At 62.4% G+C, this 16,544-nt stretch carries 13 protein-coding genes; 2 read left to right on the top strand and 11 right to left on the bottom strand.

Annotated elements, in window-relative coordinates; genetic code table 11:
* Positions 1–155: 155 nt before the first annotated feature.
* From O4H31_RS10795 to O4H31_RS10755, 9 genes are all read right to left on the bottom strand, one after another.
* Positions 156–1,658, bottom strand: coding sequence for a replicative DNA helicase (locus tag O4H31_RS10795; protein ID WP_269345614.1), 1,503 nt, complete (start codon positions 1,656–1,658; stop codon positions 156–158).
* Between the two features lie 150 nt (positions 1,659–1,808).
* Positions 1,809–2,486, bottom strand: a complete 678-nt coding sequence (locus tag O4H31_RS10790) for an orotate phosphoribosyltransferase (protein WP_269345612.1) — start codon at positions 2,484–2,486, stop codon at positions 1,809–1,811.
* Positions 2,487–2,541: 55 nt separating this feature from the next.
* Positions 2,542–3,573 (bottom strand): dihydroorotase, encoded by a 1,032-nt coding sequence (gene pyrC, locus O4H31_RS10785; RefSeq protein WP_269345608.1) that lies wholly within the window; start codon positions 3,571–3,573, stop codon positions 2,542–2,544.
* A 46-nt stretch (positions 3,574–3,619) separates the two neighbouring features.
* A complete protein-coding gene (locus tag O4H31_RS10780) occupies positions 3,620–4,579 on the bottom strand; it encodes a phosphoadenosine phosphosulfate reductase (protein ID WP_269345606.1) in 960 nt (319 codons plus the stop codon).
* Between the two features lie 142 nt (positions 4,580–4,721).
* A complete protein-coding gene (locus tag O4H31_RS10775; RefSeq protein WP_269345604.1) occupies positions 4,722–5,786 on the bottom strand; it encodes a glycosyltransferase family 2 protein in 1,065 nt (354 codons plus the stop codon).
* Positions 5,776–6,465, bottom strand: coding sequence for an FkbM family methyltransferase (locus tag O4H31_RS10770; RefSeq protein WP_269345602.1), 690 nt, complete (start codon positions 6,463–6,465; stop codon positions 5,776–5,778). The genes O4H31_RS10775 and O4H31_RS10770 overlap by 11 nt, the downstream gene beginning before the upstream one ends.
* A 3-nt stretch (positions 6,466–6,468) precedes the next feature.
* The gene (locus tag O4H31_RS10765) at positions 6,469–8,823 is read right to left on the bottom strand and encodes a glycosyltransferase family 2 protein (RefSeq protein ID WP_269345600.1); all 2,355 of its coding nucleotides are present in this window, start codon (positions 8,821–8,823) and stop codon (positions 6,469–6,471) included.
* Positions 8,823–9,449, bottom strand: a complete 627-nt coding sequence (locus tag O4H31_RS10760) for a sulfotransferase (protein WP_269345599.1) — start codon at positions 9,447–9,449, stop codon at positions 8,823–8,825. Before O4H31_RS10760 ends, O4H31_RS10765 begins: the two co-directional genes overlap by 1 nt.
* Positions 9,446–10,465, bottom strand: a complete 1,020-nt coding sequence (locus O4H31_RS10755) for a glycosyltransferase family 2 protein (protein WP_269345597.1) — start codon at positions 10,463–10,465, stop codon at positions 9,446–9,448. The genes O4H31_RS10760 and O4H31_RS10755 overlap by 4 nt, the downstream gene beginning before the upstream one ends.
* 185 nt (positions 10,466–10,650) lie before the next feature.
* Here O4H31_RS10755 and O4H31_RS10750 point away from each other — a divergent pair, with 185 nt between their 5' ends.
* Together O4H31_RS10750 and O4H31_RS10745 are read left to right on the top strand one after the other, a co-directional pair.
* Positions 10,651–11,559 carry an AAA family ATPase gene (locus O4H31_RS10750; RefSeq protein WP_269345595.1) on the top strand — a complete coding sequence of 303 codons (909 nt, stop codon included), beginning with the start codon at positions 10,651–10,653 and terminating at the stop codon, positions 11,557–11,559.
* A 5-nt stretch (positions 11,560–11,564) separates the two neighbouring features.
* Entirely contained in the window at positions 11,565–12,824 is a 1,260-nt protein-coding gene (locus O4H31_RS10745) for a vWA domain-containing protein (RefSeq protein WP_269345593.1), read from the top strand.
* A 211-nt stretch (positions 12,825–13,035) separates the two neighbouring features.
* Here the strand turns inward: O4H31_RS10745 and purL are convergent, their stop codons facing one another.
* Together purL and O4H31_RS10735 are read right to left on the bottom strand one after the other, a co-directional pair.
* Positions 13,036–15,195: a phosphoribosylformylglycinamidine synthase subunit PurL gene (purL, locus tag O4H31_RS10740; RefSeq protein WP_269345591.1), complete on the bottom strand. Its 2,160-nt coding sequence runs from the start codon at positions 15,193–15,195 to the stop codon at positions 13,036–13,038.
* Between the two features lie 284 nt (positions 15,196–15,479).
* A complete protein-coding gene (locus O4H31_RS10735; RefSeq protein ID WP_067626714.1) occupies positions 15,480–16,391 on the bottom strand; it encodes a LysR family transcriptional regulator in 912 nt (303 codons plus the stop codon).
* Positions 16,392–16,544 lie beyond the last annotated feature (153 nt).

Below are 16,544 nucleotides of genomic sequence, written 5' to 3'. Positions count from 1 at the left end.
GACGGTACTGGCGCGATGCGCAGAACCGCCCATCTAGCCTAACGGCAGTGACGGACAATCCAAATCATTTATTCAAGTATGTGAATTTGATGAGGATGGGGACCGGTAGGAGAGCGCCACCGCCCCCAAATGAGCAGTGGCCATAAATCGAGAGATTAAAATTCCTGATCGTCGTTCCCGCCGCCTTGCTGCCACGGCTGCACAAGGTTGCCGAAGCGGGTGAACTTGCCCTCAAAGCTAAGGTCTACTGTCCCAATCGGGCCGTGACGCTGCTTGCCGATCACCACTTCGGCGCGGCCGTGCAGGCGCTCCATCTCTTCCTGCCACGCGGCCATCTTGTCCAACTCGTGATCGCCGGGCTTCTCACGTTCTTTGTAGTATTCCTCACGGTAGACGAACATCACCACATCAGCATCCTGCTCGATCGAGCCGGATTCGCGCAGGTCCGACAGCTGCGGACGTTTATCTTCGCGGCTCTCCACCTGACGCGAGAGCTGTGACAGGGCAATCACCGGAATGTCGAGTTCCTTGGCGATGGCCTTGAGACCCATGGTGATTTCCGAGATTTCGTTCACCCGGTTTTCCGATTTACCCGTGCCCCGCACCAGCTGCAGGTAGTCGATGATCAACACATCAAGCCCGTGCGTCCGCTTGAGGCGCCGTGCGCGCGCGGCAAGCTGGCTGATCGGCAGGGCGGGCGTGTCGTCGATGAAGAGCGGGCAGGCCTCCAGCGCCTTGGCGGCATCGACGAAACGGCGGAACTCGGTCTCTGTCATATCGCCCGAGCGAATCTGCTGACTGGGGATCTCGGCGGCTTCCGAGAGGATCCGCGCGGCAAGCTGTTCGGCGCTCATCTCAAGGCTGTAGAAACCCACCACGCCGCCATCGACCGCGCCTTCGGTGCCGTCGGGCTTCATCCCGCGTTTGTAGGCTTTGGCCACGTTGAAGGCGATGTTGGTCGCAAGCGAGGTTTTCCCCATCGACGGACGGCCCGCAAGGATCAGAAGGTCAGAGCGGTGCAGACCGCCCAGTTTCTTGTCCATGTCGATCAGCCCGGTCGAGACGCCTGACAGGCCGCCGTCCCGCTGATAGGCGGCATTGGCGACGTTGACCGCATCCGTGACGGCCTTGAGAAAGGACTGGAAGCCGCTTTCAACCTGACCCTGTTCGGCCAGCTTGTAGAGTTCCTGTTCCGCCTCGACAATCTGCTCGCGCGGCTCGGAGGAAACATCCACCTGCGCGGCCTTTGCGGAAATGTCACGGCCAAGTTGGATCAGATCGCGGCGCACGGCGAGATCGTAGATCATCTGTGCATAGTCGCGCACCGCGAAGGCGCTGATCGCGGCACCCGCAAGACGGGCGAGATAGGCCGGACCGCCGAGTTCTTTCAGACCCTCGTCGTCTTCCATGAAGGCCTTGAGCGTTACCGGGGAGGCGAGGTTGTTCTTGGCGATCCGCTGGGCCGCGATGTCGAAGATGCGCGCGTGGACCGGCTCGTAGAAATGCTTGGGGCCAATGACGGAGGCCACGCGGTCATAAACGTCGTTATTGGTCAGGATAGCGCCCAGCAATTGCTGCTCGGCCTCGATCGAATGCGGCATCGATTCCGGTGCCTGCACGGCCAATTGGTTCGCGTTCAGCGACGTAATCTCGTTCATGACCTCACCCATATCTGCCCAGATGGTCGTCATAACCAGCGGGGTCGTCCGGCGCAAATTTTATCTTTTGTGGATAACTTGATCGACAAAAGGCCCCACCACATTTTGCCTTGTGAAGGGGGCTTGGGTCAACATCTTGCGGAAATTCCGCTAACTTTTGCGGGATTCCTGCCATTCGCGCGGGGCGTTCAGGAAGGCTTCGACTTCGCTCAATGTGGCCGCGTCAAAGGCGCCTTGCGCCCGCGCTTCGGCCAAGACATCCCACCATGTGCAAAGCGCGTGGAGCGTAACGCCATGGTCGCCAAGGGTCTTTTCGGTTTGTGGGAAAATGCCGTAGTGGAAGATCACGGCGGTATGGGCGCAGGTGGCCCCGGTTTCCCGAATCGCGTCGACAAAGCTGAGCTTTGAGCCGCCATCGGTGGTCAGATCCTCAACCAGCAGCACGCGCTGGCCTTCGGTCATGTCACCTTCGATCCGCGCGTTGCGACCGTAGCCTTTGGGCTTTTTGCGGACATAGGTCATCGGCAGCGCCATACGCTCGGCGACCATCGCGGCGAAAGGGATGCCCGCCGTCTCGCCACCGGCGATATTGTCAAAGGCCTCGAAACCGGCGTTGCGCATCACGGTGACAGTGAGAAAATCCATCAGGGTCGAACGGATGCGCGGGTGTGAGATCAGCTTGCGGCAGTCGATGTAAGTCGGGCTGGGCAGGCCGGAGGCCAGCGTGAAGGGGTCATCCGCGTTGAAATGCACCGCGCCGATCTCCAGCAACATGCGCGCGGTGAGGCGGGCCATTTCTTCGGGGCTGGGGTGACTGGTGGGGATCATGTCAGGCGTCCTTGGCTGGGGAGAGGTCGGAGCGGTATTTGAGAAAGGATGAAGATTAGGAGGTCCAGTGTAGATCGAAACCGGGGTCGAAGACCGTGACCGGCCCGTCCGGGGTGTCGATGCTGGCGGGGTGGGTTGGCGCTTCGCGGCGCAGGGTGATTTGCGTCTCGTTTGGCGGCAGGCCGTAGAAAGCGGGGCCGTTGAGGGAGGTGAAAGCTTCGAGCTTGTCGAGGGCACCGTCCTCTTCGAAAACCTGTGCGAGGATCGACATTGTGTTGGGCGCGGTGAAGCACCCCGCGCAGCCGCAGGGCTGCAGCTTGGCGCCATCGGTATGGGGCGCGCTGTCGGTGCCGAGGAAGAAGCGCGGATCGCCGGAGGTGGCCGCTTGGCGAAGGGCGAGGCGGTGGGTCTCGCGTTTGGCCACGGGCAGGCAGTAGTAATGCGGGCGGATGCCGCCAGCGAGGATGTGGTTGCGGTTGATCACGAGGTGATGCGTGGTGATCGTGGCCGCAAGGCCGCAGTCGTTGCTGCGCACGTAGTCGGCGGCATCGGCGGTGGTGATATGCTCCATGATCACGCGCAGCGCAGGATGCGCACGGCGAATTGGGTCGAGCACGCGGTCGATGAAGACGGCCTCGCGGTCGAAGATGTCGATCTCGCTGTCGGTGACTTCGCCGTGGGTGCAAAGCGGCAGGCCGATCTCGGCCATACGGTCGAGCACCGGGGCGACATTGTCGAAGTTGGACACGCCGCTGGCGGAATTGGTGGTGGCGCCCGCAGGGTAGAGTTTGACCGCCTGGATGAGGCCATCCGCATGCGCGCGGGCCACGTCGTCTGGGTCTGTGTCCTCGGTCAGGTAGAGGGTCATCAGCGGGGTGAAATTGGCACCCTCAGGCAGGGCCGCCATGATGCGGTCGCGGTAGGCGGCGGCTTGGGCGCCTGTCACCACGGGGGGTACGAGATTTGGCATGATGATGGCGCGGGCAAAGTCGCGGGCGCTATGGGGCAGTACGGCGCGCAGCATGTCGCCGTCGCGCAGGTGCAGGTGCCAGTCGTCGGGACGGCGGATCGTGAGGCTTTGTGTCATGGCCGCGGGGCTAGCACAGAGCGGGGGCGCGCGCCAGATTGAAAACCTATCCGGTGGCGGTTGCGACCTCGGCCACATCTGCCTGACGGCGGGCGCGAATGCGTTCAAGGCGGCGGGCAAAGCGTGGGGCGCTCATCCGCGCGCTGACATTGGCGCAGACCGCTTCGAGCAGTCTCTCGCGCCCTTGGGCGTTGACCGCTTGGCTGAGGTTGCGCAGGTAGGGCAGGTAGTCGCGTCGAGCGCGGTAGAGGGCGGCGAAGCGGGCCGCATCCAGCGTGCCGTCGGCGGCGGCTTGCAGCAGTGGGTCAAGCTGGTCGATCTCCAGCAGGTCGGTCTGCAGTGCATCGCCCATGAAGGGCATGCGCAGTTTGGTGACATTGGCGCGGGTAAAGAGCGCGGCATGCATCGCGTCGAGTTTTTCTCGCGGGTCGTAGAGCACAAAGACCCGTTCCGCGGCGTCAAGCATATCGGGTGCATAACCATAGCGGGAAGTGAAATCGAGGATCCGCATATCGGTGAAACGGTCGTCCCAATCGGTGATGCGCGGGTTCAGTGTGGCCTGTGGTTGGATCGCCACAACCGCTGCACCGGGAGAGGCGACGGAGTAGGCAGCGGCAGCATAGGCGCAGGGGCCAGCGCCGTAGAACAACACTTGATCAAATTCATCAAAGAACCCGTCGTCGATCAGCCTGTCGAAATAGGCATAGACCTCTTCGGCGCGGAACCATGTGTCGCCATCGCTGGCAAGGCAAAGATGCGACCAGTCGTGATTGCGAACCATGTCCCAGCCCAAGGGCTGCGCCTTGTCGGAAAGGGCGTGCATGCCTTGATAGGTCTCAAACGTGACCAGCAGGGTGGTCTCACGCTCAATGAAGGCAGAGAAATGGCGTTTGCCCAAGGATTGGAAATATCCATCCTCTTCGGCCACGGCCTCTATTGCGCGCAGCCAGTCGCGTTTGGGCATATCGGCCAGTGAGCTTTCGATCGTGGGCGTCTCGCGCGGCATCGGGCATCCTCGGGCTTGTCAGGGCGGGGCAGAACCGCCGTTTCAGCAGGGTATAGCCGGATAATAGGGCGAAAATGCGGAAAATCCGTGAGAAATTGAAGAGAATATGACGGTTTTCCGGGGGCGGTGTGGTGGCAGTGCGCTATTGAGTGAACTCGGCGGCTTGGGCGCGCCTCGCATAGTCCAGCATGACACGCGCCGCTTTGGCGGTGACCGGACGGCTTGGCGGGGCCATCAGGAGGCGTCCGAATAGGGCGCGAAATGGCTCTTGCGACATTAGCGCGTCGAACCGGGTACGGCGCCAAGCGACGGCCGTTTCGTGCAGGGCGGCGAGGGTCGTGTCGGACTTGAGGGCGGCGAGTTCGCGGGACCGCGCCGGGGCGCTGCGGTTGATGGTTGTGTCGGTCTCGGTGTTGAAATTCCGCTCTACCCAATAGTCCAGCCCCAGCATGTCTGCGCGGTGCACCGCGCGGCCGCGGTCGGCTTTAAGAACATAGGATTCCATCGCGCCCAAGGGGTAGTGATTGATCTGGGCCAGCCCATAGTTCTGCCGGCCATAGGTTGAAAAAATGCGCCGCGTCTTGAAGAGATCGGGCAGGGCGCGGCCATGGCCGTCAAACCAGCGGGATTGGTCCAGCCGCGCGGGGTCGGGGCCACGGGGGCGGTGCACACCCGGCTGCGCATAGGTGCCATCATTGCGGTAGAGGGTTTTGAACATGGCAGCCCGCCACGGCCAGTGCATCACCGCAGAGGCGCAGCGGGTAAAGCCTTCGGTCACCGGGCGGTCTTCGTAGCGGACCTGATCGCCACTGCCGAAAAGCCGCCATGTAAGAGTGATCGCCGTGGCCTCGGGCAGTGCGGCGTGCAGCGCGGAGAGGCTGTGATCGCCGACATGGATGTTTACAAATTCATCGACATCAAGGGGCAGGATCCAATCGGCCTGCTGCACGATCTTTAACTCGGCAGCGGCCTTCAGCGCGGTGAACTGAATGCCGCCTTGCTCATAGGGGCCGTCGTTGCGGATGTGGGTGACACCGCCAAGCGCTTGCAGCCGGTCAAGCATGTCATCGGTGCCGTCATCGCAATCGTTGGAAAAAACCAGCACATGATCGAAGCCGATGGCGCGGTGATGGGCAAGCCATTCCAGCAAGAACGCCCCTTCGTTGCGCACACAAAGGATCGCGAGGTGGGAGACTTTACCACTCACGGCGGAAGGCCACGACTTTGTTATGCGAGCCCCGGTGGTAATAGGCCATGCCCGCCTGCATGAAGGCGCTGAACACCTTGTTAACCCCCGCGGGGCCGATCCATTGTGGGTGCAACTCGATGATAGCAGCGCGCAGAGTGTCGAGCGGCAGCGACGGGATCAGGTCAACCTCAGCGCCTTCAATGTCGCAGATCAGAACGCTGGGGGCGAGGTCGGCAAAGACCTCAGCGGCGCCCAGCACGTCGATTTGATGTGTCTCGGGCGGGGCTTCGCCTTCGAACCGGGTCATGGAGGAGGACAGGATTTGTTCACGCACGTGAAAATCAACCTTGCCCGGCGCGGGGCCGAGGATGGCGTTGGTGACATAGGCATTGCTCAGCCCGTTGGCCGCATGGACCCGGCGGATATAGGGGATAAGGTTCGGGTTTGCCTCAAATGAATGAACCGAAGTCACGTTGCGTTTGCTGGCCACCAGCGTCGACATATAGCCCACGCCGCCACCCAGTTCGATCACCCGGTCGCCCTCCCTGACCACGCGCAGCGCGGCCTCGCTCTCCTTTGCTTCATAGGCGTTTTGGCGCAGCAGTTTGCGGACCCGCCCGCGCAGGATCGTTGGATCGTCGGGGAATTTCATGCCGCGGGAGTGGATGAAATTCGGCTCAGGCTTGGTGTCTGTCACGGGTCAGCTTTCCATATCGAGAGCGAGAGCATAGGCGACACGCTCGGTCGCGCTTAACTTGATGTTAAGCGCTTGGCGGTAGAGGTCGCGGAACTCTGGCGTTTGGTGCAGCTCTTCCGCCTTAGCGCGGTGCCAAGCAAGGCCTGCTTCGTGATGCGCGCGAAGCGGGTCGTCGGCCAGCAGGCGGGCCATCTCGGCATGCAGACGCGGCAGGTTGCGCTGGATTGAGACATCTTGGTGGTCGTTCCAATCCATGCGGATCCAGTAGTTGATGCCGATGGAGCGGTCGACATGCAGCGCCCGCCCGCGCTGGCGTTTGACAAGAAAGGAGTCGGCTGAGCGCAGAGCGTAGTGGTTCAATTGCAGCAGGTCATAACCGATGTTGCTTTTGGAAGACCGCCACCCGTTGCGCACCGCATCGCGCGTCATGTCGCGGCCCGAGCCGTTGACCCATTTGACCCGTTCCGCCTGCGCGTCGTCCAACTTGTTGGGCCGGTGGCAGGAGAGTTTTTCATAGGCGCCGATGTTGCAGAACATTGTCTTGAACCCCCATGCGGTATGAGGTTTCGGACAAAAACTGGGTGCGCAGCGGTCGAACTGGCCGATCACCGGCGCGCCCGACAGGGCCGTCACGCCGTTATGGCCAAAAAGCCGCCAAGTCATCGCGATATTGGTGGCCTCGGGCGCGGCGGCGAAAAAATCGTTGAGCGTGCCGTTGCCGGTGCGGATATTGACGAATTCGTCAACATCAATATGCGCGATCCATTCCGCGTCGCGGATCAGCGGCTCTTTCAGCGCGTGGTTCAGGGCATGCTGCTGGGGCGAATTGCCCTTCCAATCGTCGTTGTTGCGGTGTTGCAGGATGCCCATGTCTTGCAACCGCCCGAGCACGGCATCGGTGCCATCGGCGCAATCGTTGGTGTAGATCAGGAAGTTATCAAAGCCCACGGCGCGGTGATAGGCGACCCACTCAAGGATATAGGGGGCCTCGTTCTTCATGCAGCCGACGATGACATTGCCGCTGTTGCCGGGCGGTAATTGGCGCGGCGGGACGGTGGTATAGGCGGGCGCAGGCTGGTCCTCGCCCTCGGGCGCCGTGTCGTTATGCGGACGAAAGGGGCTGCTGAGGATCATCTCGTGGTTGACCTTCACCCGGTTCAAAAGCTGGGCATAGGCCGCGCGGGCGTCTTCTGGGGCGGCGGGGTCCGATAGCATTGCCTCGAATTTCGCCGCCGACTCGCGCGCCGTCTCAGCCTCTGCGCGTTTCTGCGCCAGTGGGGTCGCGGTTGTTCGGATACGGTGGGCGAAGGCGGCAAGGTATTGCGTGGCGCGAAAGCCGCGTTCGGGGTCTGCTTCGGTCCAAAAGGGTTCCGGCCTGTCGGGGGTGAGCGCCGCGGCCAGCGCGGGATATCGGGTGATGAGGGCAGCGTTGTCGCGGGCGAAATGGTCGGAGATTGGGGCGAGACTGCCGGGCGCGATCGCTGCGCCACCGATTTGCAGCGCCTGCAACATCTGGCCCCATGTGCTGCGCGGGCAGGTGAGGTCATGCGCTTGCAGATATCGGATCAGTACATCGTTAAACGCGCGCATTCGGGCCAGCCAAGGCGCGGGCAGAGGGGCTAGCGCGCGGCCCGGGTCGACCGGACCGAGGGGCGCGGTCAGGTCAAGGCTATCGGAAACCTCCCGCGCCCCGTCTTTGGACAGGAGATGCGGCAGGTCGAGCGGGCGGAATTCGACCTTTTCGGCCCCAAAGGCATCTGCCCAATGACTGTGAAGCGCCTGATAATCCAACCAGAAGGGCGGGTTTTGCACATCCGAGAATAGGCCAAAGTCGGGGGCATCCTCAGCAGGTTCGAGCGCGCCTTGCCACCACTTGCCACGCTCCGCCAAGGCGAGTTCCTGCGTCAGCGGATGGCGGCGGCCTTCGGTCACGGCAAAGGTATAATGCGCGGTGAGAAGTCGGGCCTGTTCATCTAGATGCGCGATAATGCGGATGTCATCGAAATAGGGACAGAGCAGATCGCGCAGGTGGGCAAGTTCCTCGGGGCGCGACAACAGGTTGCCCAGCTGTGCCGCGCTCAGCACCACATGATCGGCGCGGGTCTCGGCCAAATCACGAGGGATCAGGGCGTGAAATTCATCACGCAGTGTGGCGTCGATCAAAGCACTGTCGAGCCCGCGTCGATGGCGCAGCAGTCCAACCACATCAGGCGCGGCGCAGGCGGCATAGAGGCGGACGTGGTTCCAATCGGGGGCCAAAACACCTTGTTTCAACAGCGCACCCTTTTGCTGTTGCAAGATATTGCGCAGTCGCGCGGCGGCTTTTTCGGTCGGGCCGATGAACAGGGTGAGGCGCATCACTCGGCGTCTTCTCTGCCGGTGTTGCTTTGGCCCCACCATGGCAGGTCGATGCCGAGGTAGGCGGCGATCTTGTCGCGGGCGCCGGGGTCTTCGATGTCGAATTCCAGAAAATTGGCGCAGCCAGCAAAGACCCGGCGGCAAAAGGTGAAATGCCCCTCGACCCATTTGGCGAGCTCGGCCTCGCTGCGGCCAAAGCCGCGGGGCAGGCCCGGCACATCCGCCTGTGGCAGGCGCCGGCGGCCCAGATTGTTCCAGCGCATCATGCTGTTCGCCGTCTTTGCCGGATCGCGGTGCGACAGCAGGAACTTGATGTCGGGGTGATGTTGCTGAATGGCGCTCAGCAGCCCCCAGTCGGTCTGCGGCCATAGGCTGCGGTCGTGGCGCACGGCGCTCATCTCGTTGATCACGTCGAATTCTTGCAGCCGCGCCAGCGGGTCGCCGTTGGCAAAATAATCGGCATAGATGATCCGGCCGACATGCTCTCCGGTAATGTCAGGCAGAGCGCTTTGCCCTTTGCGGATGCGCCAATCGGCGACCTTAAGCCCCGCGTGGCGCAGCGCATCGGTGAGCGTGGTGGTGCCGGTCTTGGGCAGGCCAAGGTTGATGATCCGTGGGCCGGTCATTTCAGTCCAATCTCGGCGCGGACCTGCGCTTCGGCGGCGGAGTAGGGGCTAACCTCGCGCAGTTGCGCCTGCATCGCGCGGTAGACCGGATCGGCCAGCAGGGCATCGCGGCGGGCGCGGTGCGCGGCCACGGCTTCGGCATGAAGTTCAGCGATGCCGGGCAGGGATTTGAGGCGGTCCATCTCGGCGCGCAGGGCGGGCAGGTAGCGCTGGATCGAGCGATCCTCCCAAGCTGCATCATTACGGTCGCGCCAATAGGTGTCGTCAAAGGCGCGGTGTTCGCGGTTCACGTCACCCCGATCATTCTTGACTAGATAGCTGTCAAGCGAGCGCAGCGCGTAGTGGTTCAGGGTCGCAAAACGCCGCGCGCCGCGGGCAGGAAAGGCACGGATGCGGCGTTTGTTGGCAGCGCTGCGGAAGGGCGCGGGCACCTGCCTGCCTGCGCCGTCCGTCCAATGGGGTTGGACTTTGCTGTCATCATGAAAGGGGCGGTGGGCGCCGTAATAGCCCAAGGGGAAATCTTGTCGGACCAATGATTTAACCTCTATCGCCGTATCGGCGCACCAGATGTCGGGGTTATGGCTGCGGGTGAATTGCGCGATGATCGGTTCATCGACGAACTCCTCGATCCCGCCATTGGCGAAGAACTGGAAATGCAGCGAGATTGCCTGCGGATCGCCGCAGGCTGCGATCAGCGCGGGCAGGCGGTGGTCGCCCACATAGATGTTCAAAAACTCATCCACATCCGCGACCCAGACCCAATCGGCCCGTGTGACGACGGGCTGACCCCGCGCATCCTTGAGCGCCTGCATCTGGTAGTTTCGGTTGGTGGCCGGGTTGGGCAGATGGGTAAGGATGCCCTGCGCGCCAAGGGCGTCGAGCAACCGGTCAGTCCCATCGGTGCAATCATTGGAGTAGAATAGGAAATCCGTAACCCCGATCACCCGATTGAAGGCGATCCATTCCAGCAGAAACGGGCCCTCGTTCTTGACGCAGGTGACAGCGGTGATGCGCATGTCAGACCCCGACGCGCCGTATCGCGATGAAAATGCTCTGTCCCATATCCGCCCCTGTGTCCCCGTTGTTCCCGGTGACCGTCGATTATTGCTTAAGACTATGCCAGCGCGGAGAAATTACGTCAATCTGCCCGCGCCCTCTCAGACCCCTTGACGGGGCGGGGCGGGAATGCACCACTGGGGCCATGAAAAACATTGATACGATCGACGCGGTCCAAGAGATGCTGAGCGCTGAGGGCTATGTCTGTGACCGCGCGCTCGGGGTTGTGGTTTTCCTCAGCCTCACGTTGGGGCGGCCCTTGTTTCTGGAAGGCGAGGCGGGTGTCGGCAAGACCGAGATTGCCAAGGCCTTGGCCGCCGGGTTGGGCCGGCGGTTGATCCGGTTGCAATGCTACGAAGGGCTTGATGCGTCGAGCGCGGTTTATGAGTGGAACTTTCCCGCTCAGATGGTGGCGATCCGCACGGCAGAAGTCGGGGGCGGCGCGGACCGGCGTGCGTTGACACAGGAGCTTTTCAGCGATGACTACCTAATCGAACGCCCCCTTCTGCAGGCGCTGCGCCCGGATGAGAATGGCGCACCGGTGCTGCTGATCGACGAGTTGGACCGCACCGACGCGCCTTTTGAGGCGTTTCTGTTGGAAGCGCTGAGTGATTTTCAGGTGACCATCCCCGAGCTTGGCACGATCCGTGCGCCGGAGCCGCCGATTGTGATCCTCACCTCAAACCGCACGCGGGAGGTGCATGACGCGCTGAAGCGGCGGTGCCTTTACCATTGGGTCGATTACCCGGATGTGGAACGCGAGATGGCGATCCTTGCCGCCCGCGCGCCTGAGGCGGCAGAGGCGCTCAGTCGCGAGGTTGTGGCTTTTGTTCAGCAATTGCGGACTGAGGATCTGTTCAAGAAACCCGGCGTGGCAGAGACCATCGATTGGGCGAAATGCTTGCTGGCCTTGGACGTGACGACCCTAAGCCCCGAGGTCATCGCCGATACGTTGGGGGCGGTGCTGAAATACCAAGATGACATCGCCAAGCTGCAAGGCTCTGAGGCCGCGCGCATTCTCGAACAGGCCCGGGCGTCGCTGGTGCCCGCCTAAGCAGAATGGCTGAGCAGATCCCCCTCGACCTGCCGGACGACCCGAAGCTGGCGGGGAATATCACCCATTTCGCCCGCGCTCTGCGACGGGCGGGGCTCTCGATTGGACCGGGGCGCGTGATAGAGGCGGTGGAGGCGGTCGCTGCCGTCGGTTTCACCAGCCGCCGCGATTTCTATTGGACGCTCCACGCCTGTTTCGTGAACCGCCCTGAACAGGCGCGGGTGTTTGCGCAGATATTCCGGCTCTATTGGCGCGATCCGCGGTATCTGGAACATATGATGGCCGCGATGCTGCCCGCCATCCGCGGTGTGCAGGAAGACCGTCCCGCAACCCCTGCCGAAAAACGCGCGGCGGAGGCTTTGCTGGACGGGGCCGAAGCGCCGGAGCGTGACGATCAGCCCGAACCGGAAGAGACCCTCACTGAAGTGGATGCGAGCCTGACCATGTCGGCGCGCGAGCGGCTCCGGACGCTGGATTTCGAACAGATGAGTCTTGCCGAGATGGCTCAGGCGAAACGGATGTTGGCCAAGCTTACTCTCCCGGTTCCGCCAATGCTCAGCCGGCGAAATGTGACGGCGGCGCGGGGGCGGATCGACGTGGCCCGCACGATGAAAGCGGCGCTTCGGCGTGGGGGGGAGATGGAACGGCTTTACCGGATGAAGCCGCGGGAACGCTATCCGAACCTTGTGGTGCTCTGTGATATTTCGGGCTCGATGAGCCAATACAGTCGGGTGATCCTGCATTTCCTGCACGCGGTGGCCAACCGCAAAGGCGCGGGCTGGGCGCAGGTGCATGGTTTCACCTTTGGCACGCGCCTGACCAATATCACCCGGCATCTCGCCACCCGCGACGTGGACGCCGCACTGGCAGCGGCGGGCGCGCAGGCACAGGATTGGGAGGGCGGCACGCGGATCGGTGCAGCATTAGCGGCGTTCAACCGCGATTGGTCACGGCGGGTTATGGGGCAGGGCGCGGTGGTCCTCTTGATCACCGACGGGCTTGACCGGGACGATCCGGCGGATCTGGCGCGGCAGATGCAGCGGCTGCAATTGACCGCGCGGCGGGTGATCTGGCTAAATCCGCTTTTGAGGTGGGACGGGTTTGCGCCCAAGGTGGCGGGCATTCGCGCGATGCTGCCCCATGTCGACAGCTTTCGCGCGGGGCATTCCATTGCGTCGTTGGAGGCCTTGGCCGAGGCGATCTCGCGCCCCGATGATCTGGGCGAAAAGGCGCGCATGTTGGCGGGGTTGAACGCGGATGGCTAGGCGCGAGGCCGAGGGAAGCGGGGCTGCGGGTCTCTCCAAAACCAGAAGGTTTCGGAACCACCCTTGAGTGATCCCGGCCTGTCACCCGCCTGTCGTCGGCTCAAGCGAAATAGCCGCATCCCCTGAGGGGGCCCCTCGGCGATTTAGCTTGCCCCGCCGCCCTGCGCGCGACCGCTTGGTCTCAAGCAAGGGCGGCTCCGAAACCAGAGGTTCAGGCGAAGGTCTGGGCAAAGGTGCTGCGGTAAGTGGCGCGCAGGTCTGCCAGCAGGGCAGAGGCCGCGCCGAAGCTGATCTCCTCTCCACCGAATGCGCCGACTTGGGCCACCGGCACGCCGGTCTCTTTGCCTGCGGCGATCAGGGCCTCAGCGGCCTCGGCGGTGCAGGCGACGAGGTAGCGGGCTTGGTCTTCACCGAAGAGGGTTGCGGTGTCGTCGCTTTCGATCTCGACGCCGATGCCTGCGGTTTCGGCCAGTTCGAAGGCGGCGAGGGCGAGGCCGCCATCGCCGAGGTCGGTGCAGGCGGAGATTTGGCCGGACTGAGCGCGGATGAATTCACCGTGGCGGCGTTCGGCCGCGAGGTCGACATGGGGCGCATCGCCCTCGGCCCGGCCGAAGGCTTCGGCGAGGAGAGCGGATTGGCCGAGGTGGCTGCCCGCGCTGCCGATCAAGAGGGCCACATGCCCCTCGCGCAGTTGGTTGCTGATGATCTGGTCAATATTGTCGATCAGGCCGACCGCGCCAATGGTGGGCGTGGGCAAGATGCCCTTGCCGTCAGTCTCGTTATAGAGCGATACGTTGCCCGACACGATTGGCATGTCGAGCGCGCCTACGGCTTCGCCGATGCCTTTGATCGCGCCGACGAACTGGCCCATGATCTCGGGCTTTTCGGGATTGCCGAAGTTGAGGTTGTCTGTTGTTGCCAAGGGTTTGGCGCCCACAGCGCAGAGGTTGCGATAGGCTTCGGCCACGGCCTGTTTGCCGCCCTCGGTGGGGTTGGCTTTGACGTAGCGCGGGGTCACGTCGGAAGTGAAGGCCAGCGCCTTGTCGGTGCCATGGACCCGCACGATGCCAGCGCCGAGGCCGGGCAGGCGGACGGTGTCGCCCATGACCATCGTGTCGTATTGCTCATAGACCCATGCTTTGGAGGCGTGGTTCACGGAGCCTATGAGGGCGCGGAGGCCTTCGATGGGGTCGATGGTTGGCGCGTCGGACAAAGCGGCGGCGGCGGGCGTTTCCACCCAAGGGCGGTCGTATTCGGGCGCGGTGGAGGCGAGTTTCGACAGCGGCAGGTCGGCTTTGACCTCGCCATCGAGACAGATGAGGAAACGGTCTTCGGGGAGGGTTTCGCCCACGATGGCGAAGTCGAGGTCCCATTTGTCGAAAACCGCTTTGGCTTCGGCCTCAAGCTCGGGGCGCAGCACCATAAGCATACGCTCTTGGCTTTCGCTGAGCATCATTTCATAGGCCGTCATATGCGGTTCCCGCGTCGGCACTTTTTCAAGGTCGAGGCGCACGCCGAGGCCGCCTTTGTCGCCCATTTCCACGGCGGAGCAGGTCAGGCCAGCAGCGCCCATGTCTTGGATTGAGATCACGGCGCCGGTTGCCATCAGCTCGAGCGTGGCTTCCATCAGGCGCTTTTCGGTGAAAGGGTCGCCGACTTGGACAGTCGGGCGTTTCTCTTCGATGGTGTCGTCGAATTCGGCGGAGGCCATGGTCGCCCCACCGACACCGTCGCGGCCTGTTTTCGCGCCAAGGTAGACCACCGGCATGCCGACGCCGGAGGCGGCGGAGTAGAAAATCTTGTCGGCATCCGCGAGGCCCGCTGCGAAGGCGTTGACAAGGCAGTTGCCATCATAGGCTGTGTCGAACCGCACTTCGCCGCCAACGGTCGGCACGCCGAAGCAGTTGCCATAGCCGCCGACGCCTTCGACGACGCCGTGCACAAGTTGGCGTGTCTTGGGGTGGTCGGGGCGGCCAAAGCTCAGCGCGTTCATCGCAGCAATCGGGCGCGCGCCCATGGTGAAGACATCGCGCAGAATGCCGCCGACGCCTGTGGCCGCACCTTGGTAGGGTTCGATGTAGGAGGGGTGGTTGTGGCTCTCCATCTTGAAGACCAGCGCTTGACCATCGCCGATATCGACCACGCCTGCGTTCTCGCCGGGGCCGCAGATCACTTGCGGGCCATCGGTGGGCAGGGTGCGGAGCCATTTCTTGGACGACTTATAGGAACAATGCTCGTTCCACATGGCCGAGAAAATGCCCATCTCGGTGTAGTTTGGCTCGCGCCCGAGGATGTTGACGACCTCGGCGTATTCCTCGGGGGTGAACCCGTGGCTGGCGATAAGGTCGGGTGTGATGGCTGGATCTTGCATGTAAATTCCCCGGCTGGCGCGTTTGCGCCCTCATACAAGGGGAAATGCCGGGGGGGAAGTGGCTTTGACCGCCTGTGGGCTGAAAGAAGGCGATGGGCCAAAAAAAAGGCCGAGCTAAAAGCTCGGCCAAGTCCAACAGGGAGGTATGAAGCGACGCGCCCTCAGGCTGTCAATCTTCATAATGGTGAAATAGGAGGCAGGGCTGTTCAAATCAAGGCTATTTAACATCGCAAGTCATCATGGCCGATATGCGCTTATTGCATGGCTTGCGGTGGGGTTGCGGTTCAGTTGTCGCCTTCGACCCGTTCGCGCCATTGTTTACGGTAGGTTATGATCTCTTCCTGCACAAAATCCTTAAAGGCGGCGACGCGCTTGGATTGGCGAAGCTCTTCGGGATAGGCGAGGTAGACCGGCACTTCGGCGGATTCGATATCGGGCATCACCTGCACGATATGCGGGAAATCTTGGATCAGGTAGTTGGGCAACACGCCGAGGCCAAGGTGATGCACCACGCCTTGCAACACGCCGAAGTAGTTGTTCACCGTCAAGAGCGAGCGCAGGTCATACATCATCAGTTCTTTGACCAGTTGCAGCCCGGCGCCGACTTGATCGCTGTCGGTATTCTGACAGATCAGCCGGTGATCGGCCATATCTTCCATCCGCTCCGGCGTGCCGTGTTTTTCCAGGTATTCAGGGCTTGCGTAGAGGCCCATCCGCACGGTCATCAGCCGTTTGCGCACCAGATCGGCCTGACTTGGTTCTTTCATGCGGATCGCCACGTCGGCCTCGCGCATCGGCAGGTCGAGCACGCGCTCTTCGAGCATTAGGTCGACCTTAAGGTCAGGATATTGCTCATAAAGTTTCGGCAAGCGCGGGGCGAGCCAGAGCGTGCCGAAACCAGTGGTGGTGGTCACGCGCAATTCGCCAAAGACTTCTTCCTCACTGTCGCGAATGCGCGCGGCGGCGGCGTCAAGACGCTTGGCCATGGCCGAGGTCGCGTCGAACAATAGCTCGCCCTGTTCGGTCAGGATCAGCCCGCGCGCGTGGCGGTGGAAGAGGTTGGTATTAAGCTGTTCCTCAAGCCCGCGAATCTGCCGACTGACGGCAGATTGCGAGAGGTTAAGCTTGTCACCCGCATGGGTCAGCGACCCGGCATCGGCCACGGCGTGAAAAATTCTGAGTTTGTCCCAATCCATGGCCCGTACTTTCCTTGCCCAGCCTTTCTCCTACCTTAATAGCCGGGAGAAAACAGCACAAACCGTCCCCTGCAGGGCTGCCGCTGCGGAATAACTGCTATACAGGTCAGCAACTGTGACCTATATAGGACGCAATCATGCAAGACTGACGTG

Source organism: Sulfitobacter dubius, from assembly GCF_027214245.1.
Lineage (GTDB): Bacteria > Pseudomonadota > Alphaproteobacteria > Rhodobacterales > Rhodobacteraceae > Sulfitobacter > Sulfitobacter dubius_A.
This window is presented reverse-complemented; position numbering and strand designations above follow the sequence as displayed.

Coding starts and splice junctions, on each gene's coding strand:
- O4H31_RS10795 (WP_269345614.1), bottom strand. CDS start 1,658: ATGAACGAGATTACGTCGCTGAACGCGAACCAATTGGCCGTGCAGGCA.
- O4H31_RS10790 (WP_269345612.1), bottom strand. CDS start 2,486: ATGATCCCCACCAGTCACCCCAGCCCCGAAGAAATGGCCCGCCTCACC.
- pyrC (WP_269345608.1), bottom strand. CDS start 3,573: ATGACACAAAGCCTCACGATCCGCCGTCCCGACGACTGGCACCTGCAC.
- O4H31_RS10780 (WP_269345606.1), bottom strand. CDS start 4,579: ATGCCGCGCGAGACGCCCACGATCGAAAGCTCACTGGCCGATATGCCC.
- O4H31_RS10765 (WP_269345600.1), bottom strand. CDS start 8,823: ATGCGCCTCACCCTGTTCATCGGCCCGACCGAAAAAGCCGCCGCGCGA.
- O4H31_RS10760 (WP_269345599.1), bottom strand. CDS start 9,449: ATGACCGGCCCACGGATCATCAACCTTGGCCTGCCCAAGACCGGCACC.
- O4H31_RS10755 (WP_269345597.1), bottom strand. CDS start 10,465: ATGCGCATCACCGCTGTCACCTGCGTCAAGAACGAGGGCCCGTTTCTG.
- O4H31_RS10750 (WP_269345595.1), top strand. CDS start 10,651: ATGAAAAACATTGATACGATCGACGCGGTCCAAGAGATGCTGAGCGCT.
- O4H31_RS10745 (WP_269345593.1), top strand. CDS start 11,565: ATGGCTGAGCAGATCCCCCTCGACCTGCCGGACGACCCGAAGCTGGCG.
- purL (WP_269345591.1), bottom strand. CDS start 15,195: ATGCAAGATCCAGCCATCACACCCGACCTTATCGCCAGCCACGGGTTC.
- O4H31_RS10735 (WP_067626714.1), bottom strand. CDS start 16,391: ATGGATTGGGACAAACTCAGAATTTTTCACGCCGTGGCCGATGCCGGG.